Consider the following 15,897-nt stretch of genomic DNA (forward strand, 5'->3'; position numbering starts at 1 on the left):
CCACCCCTGTCACGACCCTGCCTCATGATGGGCCCCACCGGATGAACGATGTCGCCTCCCCTGACCTGTGCCGGCTCCTGATCCGCGCTCCCGAGCGCTCCTTCGAGATCGCGGCGCCCACAGAGGTCCCCCTCTCCGAGATCCTGCCCACCCTCGTGCTCTACGCCGAGGGCGACAACGGCGAGGACCTGGACGAGAGCGGCCTGGAGCACGACGGCTGGGTCCTCCAGCAACTGGGCGACGAGCCCCTGGAAGAGGACGAGACCCTCCGCTCCCTGGGACTCTGCCACGGCGAGACCCTCTACCTGCGCCCCCGCCGCGACCAGCTGCCGCCGGTGCACTTCGACGACCTGACCGACGGCGTCGCCACCGGCATGAGCGAGCGCGCCGACCGGTGGCGCCCCGAGGCCACGCGCGTCCTGCTCCAGTCGCTCGGGCTGGTGGTCCTGTTCACCGGCCTGGCCGTCCTGGTCAGCGGCGGCCCCGGCCTCCTGACCGCGGTGTCGGCGGCCTGCTCGTCGCTCCTCATGCTGCTGTCGGCCTGGGCGGCCTCGCGCGCCATGGGCGACCTGGCCGCCGCCACCGGCCTGGCCGCGGCGGCCACCCTGTACATGGCGGTGGCCGGCGCGTCCGTGCCCTCGGGGGACCCCGGCACCGCGCTGATCGGGGCGCGGGTCCTGACGGGAGCGGTGACCGCCGCCGGGGCCAGCGTGCTCGGCCTGGCGGCCGTGGCGGGCTCCGTGCCCTTCTTCGCCGGCCTGTTCACCGCCGAGGTGCTGTGCGCGCTGGGCGCGCTTTCCCTGATGTTCATCCCCGGCGCCACGGTCCCGGCCGTGGCGGCCCTGGTGGCGCTCATCGCGCTGCTGCTGGGCACGTTCGCCCCCCAGCTGGCCTTCCGCCTCTCCGGTCTGAAACTGCCGCCGCTGCCCTCCAACCCCGACCAGCTCCAGGAGGGCATCGACCCCTACCCCGCGCGCGGGGTCCTGGACCGCGCCGAGCTCGCCGACCGGTTCCAGACCGCCCTGTACGCCGCCACCGGCGCCGTCCTGACGGTCTGCCTGGTCGTGCTCGGCGCCACCCCCGGGTGGGTGCCGATCACCCTGTGCGTGATCGTGTCGCTGGTGATGCTGCTCCAGTCACGCGGTCTGGCCAGCGCCTGGCAGCGGTCCTACGTGGTCGCGCCGCCCTGGATCGGGCTGACCGCACTGGTCCTGGTCGTGGTGTGGACGGCCGACCCCCTGCCCCGCACCCTCGCCATGGTGGGCCTGTTCGCCGCCTCCGCGATCCTGGCGGTGGTGTCCTGGAACCTGCCGGGCACACGGCCGCTGCCCCACTGGGGCCGGGCCGCCGAGATCATCCAGTCGCTGCTGACGGTGGCCATCGTGCCCCTGGTACTGGCGATCTTCGGCGTGTTCTCGCTCCTGCGCGGAATCGGCGGCTGACATGCAGTCACGTCGCGACAGGGTGATGGCCCACAACTTCACCGTGGGCCGACTGGGCACGGCCATGCTGGAGGGCGACCCCGACGCGGTCGACGCCCCCATGCGCCGCACCCGTACCGGCACCTACATCGGCATCGCGATCGGCGTGGTGCTGTGCATCGGCTTCCTCGTGTTCGGCCTCATCTTCCCCGGAGGCGCCACCAGCTGGCGCCAGGAGGGCCGGCTGATCGTGGACCGCGACACCGGGGCCTCCTACATGTACTCGGCCGGGGTGCTGCGCCCCGTGGCCAACGGCGCCTCCGCCCGCCTGGTCCAGGGCGCCGACGCCGCCGTGAGCCTGGTCTCGGCCCGGTCCCTGGAAGGCGTGCCCGTGGGCGGCCCCGTGGGCATCGCCGCCGCGCCCGACTCCCTTCCCACCGAAGCGGGCCTGGAGGAGGCGGTCTGGCGGGTGTGCGCGCTGCCGCCCGAGGGCGAGGAGGACGAGCGGGGCCGCACCGCCCTGGTCGTCGGCGACGCCCCGGAGCCCACCCCGCCCTCCGCCGAGCAGGCGGTCCTGGTCTCCGGGCCGGACGGGGCTCCGCAACTGCTGTGGAACGGCACCCGCCTGCGCCTGGACGAGGAGGGCGGCGCCGTCCAGGCCCTCGGCTACGGGACGAGCGACGCCCTGCCCGTCACCGCCGCCTTCCTCAACACCGTGCCCACCGGCCCGGACCTGACCGCGCCCGAGGTCCCGGGCGCCGGTGAGGACGCGGGCGAGCTGGCGGGCGGGCCCCGGCAGGTGGGACAGGTGTTCGCGGTGTCCACCCCCGGGCAGGGGGACCAGCACTACCTGCTCACCCGGGACGGCCTGGTGCCGCTCTCCGTGACGCAGGCACTGCTGTTGCTCGCCAACCCGGACATCTCGGGCGCCGCCTACCCCGACGCCCCCGCCGAGGCGCTGCCCCTGCCCGCCGGCGAGGCGCACACCCGGCTCTCCGACGGCCCCGCCCCGCGCGAGGAGCGCCACCCGGGCGCCCCGCCGGAGCTGGTGGGCGTCGGCGCGGGCGTGCCGTGCCTGCGGCTGGCCCCCGACGGCTCGCTGTCGCTGACCATGGACGACCCCGCCGGGGTGGAGGCGTGGCCGGTGCAGGAGCGGCCCGGCATCGTCCCCGGGTGCCCGACCCCCGACCTGGTGGGCATCGCCTCCGGCCGGGGCACGGTCGCCGCCGCCCAGCCGGTGGGCGGCGGCGCTGCCGCCACCACCCACTACCTCGTCACCGACAGCGCGGCCAAGTACCCGGTGGTCGACGATGCCGCCCTGACCGCCCTCGGGTACGAGACGGCCCAGGCCGTCCCCGTCCCGACCTCCCTCCTGAGGCTGCTGCCCTCCGGTCCGGTACTCGACCCGGAAGCAGCCGCCCTCCCCCTGGCGTCCTCGTCGATGGTCGAGGACGCCGGATGCCCCTGATGGAACGACCCGAGGAGAGCCTGTGAACCAGAGGACAAGGACTACAGACGAGGCCGAGCGCATCGCCCAGGAGGCGATGACCGAGGCCCACAGCCAGTGCAACACCATCTACACCAACGTGGACAACACGCGTGACAAACTGCGCATGTCCTGGCAGGGCGCGGCCTCCAACAAGTACAGCGAGGCGGTCGTCGGCTGGCTGGAGGAGCTGCGGCTCATCACCAACGACATGAACCAGATGATCGGCACCTTCGGCGGCACCGTCCACGCCATGCACGCCACGGAGGACGCGGCCGTCATCACCGGTTCGCGGTGGATGAACGAGCTCAACCCGAACCAGTCCGGCTGAGGCCTGCCGACCGCTCCCACACGCACGAGTCCCCCTCCGGAAGGCGAGACCATGACCATCAACGGTTTCGACGTCAGCTACGCCTACGTCGACGAGGCCACCAACGAGCTGCGCACCCAGACGCAGGCCGTACAGAACCAGATCGAGGCGCTCGACGCCCAGATGCAGACGGTCAAGGCGGAGCTCGACGGCGCCATGGCCACGGAGTACGACCGCAAGGTCGCTTCGTGGCGGGCCAACGTCGCCGACATGCAGGTTCTTCTGAACAAGGCGGAGACCGCCCTCAACGAGATCCGCAACAACTACTCCTCCACCGACGGGCGCGAGGCCATGAACTGGCAAGCGCTCCTGTAGTCCACTCCCCCTCCCCGGGGCGGGCGGCCCACCACTCCCTCAGGGCGCCCGCCCCACCCCATCCCCCACCCCCGACAACCCGACGAACGACCGCCCTGTGGGCGGTGAGGAGGTCCTGACGTGGAGCCCCCCCTCTTCGACTTCCGTGCTGCCCTCTCCGGAGAGGAGCCGGACCCGACCGAGACCGAGGAGGCCGCCCTCCTCGAGGAGCAGAGCACCACCACGAACCGGTCGGAATCCGCCCCGATCAGCGTGGACCTGACCAGCGGGCTGCTTCTGCTGAGACACGCAGGCTCCTCGGTCGAGGTGGACACCTCCACCCAGGAGGCCGTGCTCGACCCGGGCGACTCCAGGGTGAACATCGGCGACGACGGCGTGATGCTGTTCGGCGCGCAGCAGGCAGGGGACACCGCCTCCCCGCACGTGTTCCCAGGGCAGGACACCGAGCACGTCGTCGCCGTGTCCGCCCCCGCCGGGGACGTCTCCGGCGAAACGCTCCACGCGGAGAGCCATTTCACACCGGTGATGCAGGGGACCCCGGCCCTTCCCCTCGAACCGACGATCGCCTCCGTCGGGGTGCCCGCCAACGCGGAGTCCGTCCCCGAGGGGGAGACGACCGCCCCTGAGTCCACCGTTCTCGCGGAGCCCTTCCAGCGGGCGGAGGCGACGGAGGCGCTGGCGCCGATGGAGCCCCAGTCCTTCGAGGCGATGACCCCGCAGCTGCCCGCGGAGCCGCTTCAGGAAGCCGCCGCCCTCAGCGACGCCCCCCTGGAGACCCGCTCCGAGGTGGAGCGGGGAGAGCTGTACGAGTCGGAACGGGACCCGGCCGGGGAACCGATCACCGGTGTGGAGCCCATCTCCGCCGACGCCGACGACCCCGCCTTCGGCGAGAACGACTCCGAGATCCCCGGGGCGCCGGTCGTGACCCTGGACCCCGAGACGGCCGTCACCACCGTCGAGGCGGGCGAGCTGAAGTTCGTCCTGGACCCGGACACCAACACGATCAGCATCGAGCCCGGCGACCGGAACGTGCCCCTCGACCCCGAGGCGGCGCCGCTCACGGTCGAGACCGGGAACCTGGGTCTGACCATCGACCCGGCCGAGGGCACCGTCGAGATCGAGACGTCCCGCGCGAGCGAGGACGGGGAGTCTCTGCCGACCACGATCGAGGTCGGCGACCTGAAGCTCACCCTCGACCCCGAGACCGGCGAGGTGACCTTCGACCCCGGTGACGGGAATGTGGAGGTCGACCCCGAGACCGGCCTGATCACCATCTCCGAGAAGGACGAGGACGAAGAGGGGGAAGAGGGGGAGGACCGGCCCGGCGGCGACGGACCCGGCGAGGAGGAGACCCCCGGCGGGGACCGGCCGGGAGGCGACGAGAGCGGTGACGGCCCCGACCGGCCGGGAGGCGACCGGCCCGGCGAGGACGAAGAAGGCGGGGACCGCCCCGGCGGCGACCGGCCCGGTCAGGACGAAGAAGGCGGGAACCGGCCCGGCGGCGACCGGCCCGGTCAGGACGAAGAAGGCGGGAACCGGCCCGGCGGCGACCGGCCCGGTCAGGACGAAGAAGGCGGGGACCGCCCCGGCGGCGACCGGCCCGGTCAGGACGAAGAAGGCGGGGACCGCCCCGGCGGCGACCGGCCCGGTCAGGACGAAGAAGGCGGGGACCGCCCCGGCGGCGACCGGCCCGGTCAGGACGAAGAAGGCGGGGACCGCCCCGGCGGCGACCGGCCCGGCGGCGACGGACCCGGCGAGGAGGACTCCCCCGAGCACGTGGAGAGCAACCGCCCCGGCGCGACCGACCCGGGCAGCGGGACGCCCGGCGTTCCCGTGGGCGCCACCCCGCCTCCGGTGGTGGGCAACACTCCCGGCGAGCAGGAGACCCCCGGCGGGGACCGGCCGGGAGGCGACGGCACCGGCGAGGAGCCGGTGCCCCTGGAACCGGTCGAGGTGACCGAGCCCCCTGTCACGGAGACGGGCGACACCCCAGGCGAGCCGGAGGAAACGGCACCGGATGACACCCCCGACGAGAATCTGAGTCGTCTGGAACCGGGGCCGGGGCCGGGGAACGAAACGCCCGGCGATGACCCGATACCGACGGATCCGGCCCACATCACCGAGCCCCCCGTCGCGGTCACCTCCGACAGGCCCGAGGAGGACACCGAAGGCGAGGGCAGCGGGAACGGCGCCGGGGGCGAGGACGAGGAAGAGCAGCCCGGGGACGAAGAGGAAAACCCCGAAGACGAAGAATCCGAGGACGAAGAGGAGGAAGAAGGAGAAGGCGAGGGAGAAGAAGAGGAAGAGGAGGAAGAGGAGGAAGAAGGAGAGGAGGAAGAGGAAGAAGAAGAGGAAGAAGAAGAGGAAGAAGGAGAAGGCGAGGGAGAAGAAGAGGAAGAGGAGGAAGAGGAGGAAGAAGGAGAGGGAGAAGGAGAAGGAGAGGGAGAGGGCGACACCGGCGGGACCAATGACACCAGAGGCGACAACGGTGACAAGGGCACCAAGATCGACCTCCAACGGATCAAGGATTTCCGCTCCCAGATCGTGTCCCCCCTCCAGGACGAGATCGCCTATCTGGTCACCGACTTCTCCGTGTACGGAGGCGAAGGCAGTTACCAGAGGCTCGGGAACCCCTCCATCCTCACGGAGGCCGGAACCCTCGGCTCGAAGATCGACTCCTCGCTGAACAGCATCTACCAGTTCCTCGACGGCTTGCAGACGGAGCTGGTCCAGATCGAGGACAGGCTCTCGGAGAACCTCATCGTCTTCGCCGACCTCGAGGACGAGCAGAGCCTCACCGCCCAGGAGATCTTCAACCTGATGTACCCGAGCCAGAGCAGTTCGGGCGGCGGCGGCGGTGGTGGCGGCGGTGGCGGCGGTGGCGGCGGCGGCGGCGGGAACGACCAGGACACGGACGAGGACAGTAGCGAGGCCTAGCCCCGAGGCGCGATCCATAGAAGGAGGGGAACATGCCGCCGGAAAGAGAACTGGAAGACCTTCCGGACCAACCACTGCACGAGCTCATGAACATCTTCGCCGACAGCGACGAAGGGGGCTCCTATCCGCCGATGGTCGGCATCGACACGGTCACCAAGGACCCCTGGGTCGCCGACGGGCGCTACCACTTCCACGAGAACACCAACCCCTTCACCGGTTTCTCCTGGAATTACGGCGGCCACGAGATGGACCGCTGGTGGAGCTACCGGGACTACTACACGGCCTACATGTCGACGCCCAGCGGTTACGGCTACTCCTACGAGACCTACGGCATCGACTACGCGGGCTACACGATGCAGAGACACCTGTGGGGTGAGAAGACCCTCAGCGATGGCAAGGAGAGCCTGCACGAGGAGGGAGCCCCCCCGCAGGACACGTTCCGCCAGCAGCTGAGCAACCTGGCCCACGTCGCCGACTACGAGGCGAACAAGCTGGTGTCCACCAGCTGGGACCTCAGGCGGCTGCAGAACACCATCGACGACCTGAACAACCTGCGCGACAAGCTGGCCCCCTACATCGACGGGGAGGGGGGCGGCAGCCTGAACAAGCTCTGGAAGGAGATCGACACCCCCGACGGGCCCATGCAGGGCTCGGCCGCGGCGGCGTACCAGTACCGCCTCAAGGACCTGGCGTACCGGATGACCGTGGTCTACGACAAGATCCCCGATTACACGAAGCAGCTGGGGGATCTCAGGGAGAGCCTGAAGCCCGGTACCAGCGGGCTCGCCAAGGCGGTGAGCGAAGCCCTCAAAGGCACGGGCGGCACCGTCCAGGGCGTCCTCGACACCTGGTATTTCCACACCTCCGCGGGGACGGAGACGTTCAACCCGGAGCGGGACCAGTTCCAGGTCCTGATCAACAACGGGCCGCCCGGCGGGGAGCCGGTGATGGGCATCCCCGGCGACCAGGCCACCCAGGACAACATCAACAACACGCTGTACCAGAGGTTCCGGGACCACTACAAGGGGGTCTACGAGACCGTCAACGAACTGCGCGACAACATGGCGCTCTACTACAAGAGCGTCAACGACGTCCTGCCGCGCATCGAGGTTCCCACCTCGCTCCCGACGGAGACGCCGACGGGCCCCGGCCCCGGTCCCGGCCCCGGTGGCGGAGGCGGAGGCGGCCCCGAGAACCCGTTCGACGACTGGGAGATCGACAACCCGTTCGACGACTGGGAGATCGACAACCCCTTCAGCGGCTGGGACGAGGAGGACATGCCAGGTCCTCCGCCTCCCCCGCCGCCACCGCCGCCGCCTCCCCCGCAGCTCCCGTACAACGGCCCCGGAACCGGCGGCGACGGCCCCGGGAACAACGAGATCCTGCCCCCGCCCCCGCCGCCCCCGAACGACCTCGGCCTCAACGGCCCCGGCCAGGGCGGCCCCGAGGGTCTCGGCGGCCCGCCGCCGTTCACACCGGACCTGGGCCTCAACGGCCCCGGCAACGGCGGACCCGAGGGGATCGGCGGTCCCGAGGGGGCCGGCGGCCCCGTCACGCTCCCCCCGCCTCCTCCGAACCTCGGCCTCAACGGCCCCGGCTTCGGCCAGGGGGGCGACAACGGTCCCCTCATGCCCCCGCCCCCGCCGCCCCCGAACGACCTCGGCCTCAACGGCCCCGGCCAGGGCGGCGGCAGCGACCCCGGCATGAACGGGCCCTTCATCCCCCCGCCCCCGCCCCCGAACCTCGGGCTCAACGGCCCGGGAAGCGGCCGCGGCGGTCCGGCAGGCTACAACGGCTCCCTGGAGCGCGATCCGGCGACAGGGCTCCCGCTCAACCCCGAGACCGGCGAGCCCTACCCCATCGACCCCGAGAGCGGCCTGCCCTTCAACCCCGACACCGGCCTGCCCATCAACTTCGATCCCCAGACCGGGCAGGTCCTGCCCATCGACCCCGTCACCGGAGAACCGCTCCCCATCGGGGAGACCGGGAGCTCCCTGGAGTTCGACCCGGCGACAGGGCTCCCGCTCAACCCCGAGACCGGCGAGCCCTACCCCATCGACCCCGAGACCGGTCGGCCCTTCAACCCCGACACCGGCCTGCCCATCAACTTCGTCCCCCAGACCGGGCAGGTCCTGCCCATCGACCCCGTCACCGGAGAACCGCTCCCCGTCGACCCCGTCACCGGACAGCCGCTCCCCATCGGGGAGACCGGGAGCTCCCTGGAGTTCGACCCGGCGACAGGGCTCCCGCTCAACCCCGAGACCGGCGAGCCCTTCCCCGTCGACCCCGGAACCGGCCTGCCGTACAACCCCGACACCGGCCTGCCCATCAACTACGACTCCGAGACCGGGCAGGTCCTGCCCATCGACACCGTCACCGGACAACCGGTCGGCATCGACCCGTCGACCGGGCTGCCGACCGACTACGACTTCAACGTGCCCGCTCCCCCGCCCGACCTCGGGCTCAACGGCCCCGGAACCTCCAACGACGACGACTACGTGCTGCAGCCTCCACCGCCGCCGGCGGACCTGGGGCTCAACGGCCCCGGCACCGGGGAGGACGTACCGATCAACCCGGTCACCGGCGAGCCCTACGTCATCGACCCGCTCACCGGCCAGCCCTACCCGATCGACCCCGAGACCGGGGAGCCGATCACGGACAGCGGCGGCATCCCGGAAGGACCGATCCCGGAGATCCTGCCGCCGCCGCTGGCGCCCGACGACATCGGCCTCAACTACGGCGGCCTCGAACCCAGCCCCTACTCCAGTGACGGCCCGGGCTCGCCTGACAGCTCCGACCGCTCCTCGTTGTTCGCCAACCCCGACGGCACGCAGTACACGGCGGGCGGCCCCAACGGGGCCTCCGGCGGACAGGGCACCGCAGGCGGCCTCGGCGGGCTCGGCGGCGCGGGAGGGCTGAACGGCCAGCCCGGCGCCGGGGGCGCGGGTGCGGGTACAGGCGCCGGCGGCATGGGGGGCATGGGCGGCATGCCGATGATGCCCCCCATGATGGGCGGCGGCATGGGCGGCGGTGGCGGTGGCGGTGACAACAACCGCGACCGGCAGCGCTCCACCTGGCTCTCCGAGGACGAGAAGGTCTGGGGCACCACGGCCGACGCGCAGAGATCCGCACTGGGACGCCCCGTCCCCGGCCAGAACAAGAAGGGAACACCCCGGCATGAGTTCACAGATGCAACGCCAGATGGAAGAGGAACTGGCACAGCTTCACAAGACGATGGACCGGCTGGTGGACGCAAGCGCAAGCCTGGAGGCGGCAACCGAAGAGGTCGTGGCGAAGAACAGGCTCGTGGGAGCGAAGGTGGACGCGACGGGGGAACTGGTTGAGCTGAAGTTCCACACCCAGGCCTACCGGGACATGGCCCCCACCGAGCTGGCCGCCGCCATCACCGAGGTGGTCAACAAGGCGCGGAGCCAGATGGCCGAGCGTGTCACGGAGGCCTACAGCCCCTTCATGCCGGACGTGGCGGGCGCCCAGGAGATCATGAACGGCGACCTCGACCCGCTCAAGCTGCTCGACCGCCTGGGCATCCCCTCCGACGACCCGAGGCAGTAGGCGTTCCACGCCGCACCCGCGGCTGAGGACCGAGAAGAGGAGACGGACATGACGGACCGCGGCGACGGCTTCTTCGCCGATCTCGACGGCATGGCCAGGAACAGCTGGAGCGTCAACGACGCGGCCGAGTACGCCCAAGAGACCCAGCAGTGGCTGAACAGCGAACTGGCTTCCCTGGAGGACCCCACCATCTGGGGCAAGGGCGACAAGTTCGCCAACGACATGGACAAGTCGCTGGGGGTGCTCAGGACCTCCATCGAGGAGTACATGGGCTTCGTGGTCATCGCGGCGCAGGACACGAGCGCCATCCTGGGCGGCACCAAGGAGAAGTTCGGCCGTACGGAAGAGGACAATGTGAATCACGTCCCGGACGTCGACACCCCGGGCGGTCCCGGAGGACGCCGGTGACCCCCGACCCCACCCCCACCTCCCCGGGCGGCCGTTCCCGCGGCCGCCCGGGGCCCCCGAGAAGGAGTTCCGATGTCTGAGAGTGCGCAGGCGCGCGGCGCGGCGGAGGGCCGTCCCACACCGGAGTCCGAGTTCCGGACGGCGCTCTCCGGTGGAGCCGACGGCACGGTCTCCGGCGGGGCCGCGGGCTCCGCGGCGCACATCGCGCCCGCTCCCCCGACCGGGGCCGCCGAGGGGGCGGCCGAGGCCGTTCCCGCTCCCCGGATCACCGGCGCCCTGCACGAACCGGCCGCCCCCCAGGCCCCGGAGGTGGCCCTGGACCGTCCGGGCAAGCCCGCCCTGGCGGGCGCCGCCATCGCGGGTCTGCTCCTGGTCGCCGCACCCTTCGCCATGACGGCGGGTGTGCCCGGGGTGACCCTGGAGGCGACGCCGCTCGCCTCGGACGCCGGCGGCGCCGGCGGCCCGTCCTCGGGCACCGCCGAAGCGGGCGGCTCGGGCGGCGGTGGGTCCGGAGCCGCTCCGGCGGACACGGGCGCCGCGGCCGTGCCCCAACAGGGCGCCGCGCCCCAGGAGACCGGTTACGTCCCCGAGGTGAGCGGGGACGGAGCCGCGGCCCCGACGATGCCCGACCCGGGCGCCGGCGCCACCGGCGGGGAGAACCCCGTGGAGACCGCCCCCGCCGCGCGGGAGAACCCGGGCGCGTCCGGAGCCCAGGAGGCCGGGAACGGCGCGGGCGAGACGACCGCCGCCGGGGAGCCCGGGGCCGGGGGCGCCGCGACCGAAGGCGGTGACACGGCCGCCGGTCCCCCCGCCGGCGAGGAAGCCGCGGACGGCACGGCCGGGGAGGACGCGGCGACCGGAGGCGACGAGGGCGCCGGGACCTCCGGGGAGGGTGAGACCGACGGGGCGGCCGGAGAGGGCGCCGGCAACGGCGACCCCGGTACCGGCGACACCGGTACCGGGGACACCGGCACCGGCCCGGCGACGGAGCAGATGAACGCCCCCCTCGCCGACACCACCGGAACCGGCGACACCGCCCGGGAGGGCGGGGCCTCCGGAAGCGGCGACACGGCGAACGGCGGGTCGGCGTCCGCCGACGCCCCGGTCGCCGACCCGCCGCCCTCGGAGGGCGGGGGCTCCGTCCTGGAGAACTCCGTCGCGATGACGGGGGGCTCGGAACCGGAGCCCTTCCTCGCCGTCGCGGGGCCCGGCTGCCAGGACTCCCCCGGCTCCTCCTACGCGAACGAGGGGCGCTGGGACAGCGCCGAGGGCACCGCCAGCTGGGCCACACGGCCCGGCGGGTACTCTCAGGAGGGCTGCGACGGCGGCTACGAGGCGCTTCCCGTCTCGGGCGACCCGGAGCAGGGCAACGGCCAGTACGCCACCTGGACGTTCACCCCGGGGGAGGCCGGGGTCGCGTGCGAGCTCTACGTCCATGTGCCCGACGACGAGAGCCCGCTGTGGATCTCCCCCGGGGAGGCGCGCTACCAGCTCTTCTCCGGCCCCTCGGCCGAGGGGTCGCCCGTGGCGGTCTTCGGGATCGACCAGGCGGGGATCCGGGGCGGATGGGTCCAGGTGACCGGGTTCACCTCTCCCACGGAGGAGTTCACCGTCAAGCTCACCAACGCGGGGGCCGACGCCCTCGCGGACCAGGAGCACAGCAGCTCGCACGTGGCCGCCTCGGCCGTGCGCGCGTCCTGCTCCTGACCCGCCTCCGGCGGGGCGGCCCCCGCCGCCCCGCCACCTCCCCTCCCCCGATCTAGGAAGACACCGATGACCAGGCAGCTCCTCACCGTCGACGCCGGCGCCCAGGACGGGCACGCGACGATCACCGAGGCGGTCGAGGCCGCCGCCAGCGGTGCCCTCATCACCATCGCCCCCGGCCGCTACGAGGAGAGCCTCGTCCTGCGCGACGTGGTCACCCTGATGGCCCGCGACGGCCTGGGCAGCGTCGAGATCACCACCGGCTCCGGCTGCGCCGTGGTCTCGGGCGCCGAGGCGGTCAAGCTGTCCGGGCTGGTCCTGCGCGGCCGCCACGCCGACTACCCCGCGGTGGACATCCCCCTCGGGCAGCTGGAGATGGCCGACTGCGAGGTGGAGGGGGCGTCCTGGACCGCGGTGTCGGTGCGCGGCGACGGCGCGCTCGCCATGCGCGACAGCCGCGTCACGTGCTCGGCGGGCGCGGGGGTGGTGATCACCTCCTCCGGGCCGAGCGTCATCGAGGACTGCGTGGTCGAGGAGGTCGACACCAGCGCCGTGGTCATCGGCGAGCAGGCGCGCCCCACGATCCGCTCCTGCGTGCTTCGCGACGCCGGGGGCAACGGCGTGTTCGCCAGCGGACAGTCCGGGGGCACGATCCGGGACTGCGAGATCTCGGGGACCAAGAAGCCCGCGGTGGCGCTGGAGGAGGGCTCCGCCGCGTCGCTGCTGGGCACACGCGTGCACGACACCGAGGGCGACGGACTGGTCGTGTCCAGCCGTTCCCGCCCGGTCGTGGAGGACTGCGTGTTCGAGGACGTGGGCGGGCGCGGCGTCGTCGTGCACAACGGCGCGGACCCGCAGGTGGCGCGGGTGCGCGTGGTGCGCGCCAAGAACGTGGCGATCCACCTGTCGGGGCGGGCGCGCGGCACCTTCACCGACTGCGAGGTGGAGGAGTCGGGCGGCGACGCCGTGCAGGCCGCGGAGCGGGCCTCCACCGCCTTCCTCGGCCTGGTCGTACGCGGCGGGCAGGGGCTGAGCCTGCGCGGCGACAGCGTCGTGGAGTTCGACCGCGGCCTGGTCAGCGGGACCGCCGGCCCCGGCGTGGTGGTCGAGGAGTGCGCCCCCTTCATGCGCGGGACCGCGATCAACAACACCCGGGGACAGGGCGTGGTGTTCGGCAAGGGCGGGCGCGGACGCCTGGAGGACGTGACGCTGGACCGCACCGGCAAGAGCGCCGTGTCCGTGGAGGAGGGCGGGGCGCCCCTGCTGACCGGTGTGCAGATCTCCGGGAGCCGCGACGCCGGGATCTCGGTGGGCGCGCACGGCTCCGCCGACGTGCGCGACTGCGACGTGTCGGAGTGCACGGGCGACGGTATCGCCGTGCGGGCCGGCGGCCGGGCGACGGTGCTGCGCACCCGGGTGTACAACGGCCGCCGCAACGGCGTGCTGGTGGCGGCGAAGGCGACCGCCACGCTGCGCAGGTGCGAGGTGTTCGGCAACGGCGCCGACGGCATCCTCGTGCACTCCGCCGAGGACGTGGTGGTGGAGGACTGCTCGGTGCGCGACAACGGCCGCTCCGGTCTGCGCCAGACCGTCGCCAGCCAGAGCATGCGCACGGAGGAGCTGCTCAGCCGCGGCAACGGGGCGCCGGACGCGTTCGGCGACCTGGCGGGCGCACCCGTCCCGATGCCGGAGGCCCCCGCCCCCGTGCAGGAGGACGAGGACTCCGAGGAGGTCGGCCCCCTCAAGGAGCTGGACGCGCTGGTGGGCCTGGCCGGGGTCAAGCACGAGGTCAAGACGCTCGTCACCCGCAACCAGATGGCCCAGCGCAGGGCCGAGATGGGTCTGCCCACGCCGCCCATGAGCCGCCACCTGGTCTTCGGCGGCGCCCCCGGCACGGGCAAGACCACGGTGGCGCGGCTGTACGGGCAGATCCTCGCCGAACTGGACGTCCTGCGCTACGGGCACGTGGTGGAGGTCGCCCGCGCCGACCTGGTGTCGCAGTACGTGGGCGGCACGGCGATCAAGACCACCGAGGTGTTCGAGCGGGCCAAGGGCGGCGTGCTGTTCGTCGACGAGGCCTACACGCTGGCGAGCGGCAGCGAGGGCGGTAGCGGCGGCGGCCCCGACTTCGGCCGTGAGGCCATCGACACCCTGGTCAAGCTCATGGAGGACCACCGCGACGAGGTCGTGGTGATCGTCGCCGGCTACACCGAGCAGATGCAGAGCTTCCTCGACACCAACCCCGGCCTGGCCTCCCGGTTCAGCCGGACCATCGAGTTCACCAACTACGCGGCCGAGGAGCTGACGGAGATCGTGCGCAACATGTGCGTCTCCCACAGCTACCGGATGGCGGAGGAGACCGAGGCGGCCCTGCTCGCCCACTTCGAGCGGGTGCCCAAGGGCCCGGCGTTCGGCAACGGCCGCGAGGCCCGCAAGCTCTTCGAGGAGATGATCGACCGCCAGGCGTACCGGCTGGGCGGGACCATCCCCGACAGCCCCGACTCGCTCACGCTCCTGCTGCCCGAGGACCTCGGGGATGCGGCCGAGGAGGAGCAGCTCGGCGGCACGGCGGACGGGATCGCGGCCCTGCGCGAGGAACTGGACGCCATGGTCGGCCTGGCGAGCGTCAAGGAGACCGTCAACGACCTGGCCAACCTGCTGCTGATGTCGCAGCAGCGGCGCGCCATGGGGCTCCAGGTGGCGCCGATGAGCCACCACCTGGTGTTCGCCGGTCCCCCCGGTACCGGTAAGACGACCGTGGCCCGCCTGTACGGCAAGCTCCTGCACGCCCTCGGGGTGCTGCGCGGCGACCACGTGGTGGAGGCGGCACGCTCGGACCTGGTGGGGCGCTACGTCGGGCACACCGCCCAGCTGACCGCCGAGGTGTTCGAGCGGGCCAAGGGCGGCGTGCTGTTCGTCGACGAGGCCTACTCGCTGGCGCCGCGCGGATCGGGCAACGACTTCGGCCAGGAGGCCATCGACACCCTGGTCAAGCTCATGGAGGACCACCGCGACGAGGCGGTGGTCATCGTCGCCGGGTACACCAACGAGATGCAGCGCTTCCTCGACTCCAACCCCGGTCTGGCCTCCCGGTTCAACCACCAGGTGGAGTTCCCCGACTACAGCGACGACGAGCTGGTCACCATCGTCCAGCGCATGGCGAAGGGCTCGGGGTACACCTGCGGCGAGGCGACGACGGCGGCCCTGCACGAGCACTTCTCGGGGGTGGTCCGCGACGTGAACTTCGGCAACGCCCGCTACGCGCGCCAGGTGCTGGAGCGGATGATCACCCGGCAGGCGGGCCGCCTGGTCAACGGCGTCCAGAACGCCACCATGGAGGACTTCACCACCCTGCTGCCCGAGGACATCCCGGCCCGCTGAGGCCGTCGGCCCCGCGGGCGGTGTGTCCCGGGCGGCAGGACGGCCCGGAGGCCCCTTCCCGGAGGGGCCGGGCACGGACCGACCGTGGCCGGGCGCGCCCCCGCCGACCTCGGCGCAACCGCTCCGGCGCCCGGCCCCCGCCCGCGTCCACCGGGCGCCGCCCGGTAGACGGGGAGACCCGGGACCGAACCGGGGAGCGAGGCGTCTTCCCCGGCGGTGGGCCCCGCGGCGTGCCCCGCCCGCATACCCCGGGGTCGTCCGGGGTATGTCGGGGGTCCGTCCCGCCACGACCGGAGGAGGGT

10 protein-coding genes are annotated in these 15,897 nt (G+C 72.7%); all 10 read left to right on the forward strand.

Annotated elements, in window-relative coordinates:
• The first annotated feature begins 41 nt into the window (after window positions 1-41).
• The 10 genes from eccD to OUQ99_RS21435 all read left to right on the forward strand — a co-directional run bounded on the left by eccD (window position 42) and on the right by OUQ99_RS21435 (window position 15,595).
• Window positions 42-1,442, forward strand: a complete 1,401-nt coding sequence (gene eccD / locus OUQ99_RS21390) for a type VII secretion integral membrane protein EccD (RefSeq protein ID WP_267945578.1) — start codon at window positions 42-44, stop codon at window positions 1,440-1,442.
• 1 nt (window position 1,443) lies between these two features.
• Complete coding sequence (gene eccB / locus OUQ99_RS21395) at window positions 1,444-2,889, forward strand: type VII secretion protein EccB (RefSeq protein WP_267945579.1); 1,446 nt, start codon at window positions 1,444-1,446, stop codon at window positions 2,887-2,889.
• Window positions 2,890-2,911: 22 nt separating this feature from the next.
• Complete coding sequence (locus OUQ99_RS21400; RefSeq protein ID WP_267945580.1) at window positions 2,912-3,238, forward strand: hypothetical protein; 327 nt, start codon at window positions 2,912-2,914, stop codon at window positions 3,236-3,238.
• 51 nt (window positions 3,239-3,289) lie between these two features.
• Window positions 3,290-3,592, forward strand: a complete 303-nt coding sequence (locus OUQ99_RS21405) for a WXG100 family type VII secretion target (protein WP_267945581.1) — start codon at window positions 3,290-3,292, stop codon at window positions 3,590-3,592.
• Window positions 3,593-3,712: 120 nt separating this feature from the next.
• Window positions 3,713-6,529: an AAA family ATPase gene (locus tag OUQ99_RS21410; protein ID WP_267945582.1), complete on the forward strand. Its 2,817-nt coding sequence runs from the start codon at window positions 3,713-3,715 to the stop codon at window positions 6,527-6,529.
• A gap of 32 nt (window positions 6,530-6,561) precedes the next feature.
• A complete protein-coding gene (locus OUQ99_RS21415; protein ID WP_267945583.1) occupies window positions 6,562-9,873 on the forward strand; it encodes a hypothetical protein in 3,312 nt (1,103 codons plus the stop codon).
• Window positions 9,764-10,102, forward strand: coding sequence for a YbaB/EbfC family nucleoid-associated protein (locus OUQ99_RS21420; protein WP_378554433.1), 339 nt, complete (start codon window positions 9,764-9,766; stop codon window positions 10,100-10,102). The genes OUQ99_RS21415 and OUQ99_RS21420 overlap by 110 nt, the downstream gene beginning before the upstream one ends.
• Window positions 10,103-10,150: 48 nt before the next feature.
• The gene (locus OUQ99_RS21425) at window positions 10,151-10,510 is read left to right on the forward strand and encodes a hypothetical protein (protein ID WP_267945584.1); all 360 of its coding nucleotides are present in this window, start codon (window positions 10,151-10,153) and stop codon (window positions 10,508-10,510) included.
• Between the two features lie 72 nt (window positions 10,511-10,582).
• Window positions 10,583-12,217, forward strand: coding sequence for a hypothetical protein (locus tag OUQ99_RS21430; protein WP_267945585.1), 1,635 nt, complete (start codon window positions 10,583-10,585; stop codon window positions 12,215-12,217).
• A 66-nt stretch (window positions 12,218-12,283) separates the two neighbouring features.
• A complete protein-coding gene (locus OUQ99_RS21435; protein ID WP_267945586.1) occupies window positions 12,284-15,595 on the forward strand; it encodes a right-handed parallel beta-helix repeat-containing protein in 3,312 nt (1,103 codons plus the stop codon).
• The last annotated feature ends 302 nt before the right edge of the window (window positions 15,596-15,897 follow it).

This window comes from Streptomonospora nanhaiensis (genome assembly GCF_026642255.1).
Taxonomy (GTDB): domain Bacteria; phylum Actinomycetota; class Actinomycetes; order Streptosporangiales; family Streptosporangiaceae; genus Nocardiopsis; species Nocardiopsis tropica.

Excerpts from the sequence above, each read along its gene's own strand:
- OUQ99_RS21430 (WP_267945585.1), top strand. The coding sequence starts at position 10,583 with ATGTCTGAGAGTGCGCAGGCGCGCGGCGCGGCGGAGGGCCGTCCCACA.
- OUQ99_RS21425 (WP_267945584.1), top strand. The coding sequence starts at position 10,151 with ATGACGGACCGCGGCGACGGCTTCTTCGCCGATCTCGACGGCATGGCC.
- OUQ99_RS21405 (WP_267945581.1), top strand. The coding sequence starts at position 3,290 with ATGACCATCAACGGTTTCGACGTCAGCTACGCCTACGTCGACGAGGCC.
- eccB (WP_267945579.1), top strand. The coding sequence starts at position 1,444 with ATGCAGTCACGTCGCGACAGGGTGATGGCCCACAACTTCACCGTGGGC.
- eccD (WP_267945578.1), top strand. The coding sequence starts at position 42 with ATGAACGATGTCGCCTCCCCTGACCTGTGCCGGCTCCTGATCCGCGCT.
- OUQ99_RS21420 (WP_378554433.1), top strand. The coding sequence starts at position 9,764 with ATGGACCGGCTGGTGGACGCAAGCGCAAGCCTGGAGGCGGCAACCGAA.
- OUQ99_RS21435 (WP_267945586.1), top strand. The coding sequence starts at position 12,284 with ATGACCAGGCAGCTCCTCACCGTCGACGCCGGCGCCCAGGACGGGCAC.
- OUQ99_RS21415 (WP_267945583.1), top strand. The coding sequence starts at position 6,562 with ATGCCGCCGGAAAGAGAACTGGAAGACCTTCCGGACCAACCACTGCAC.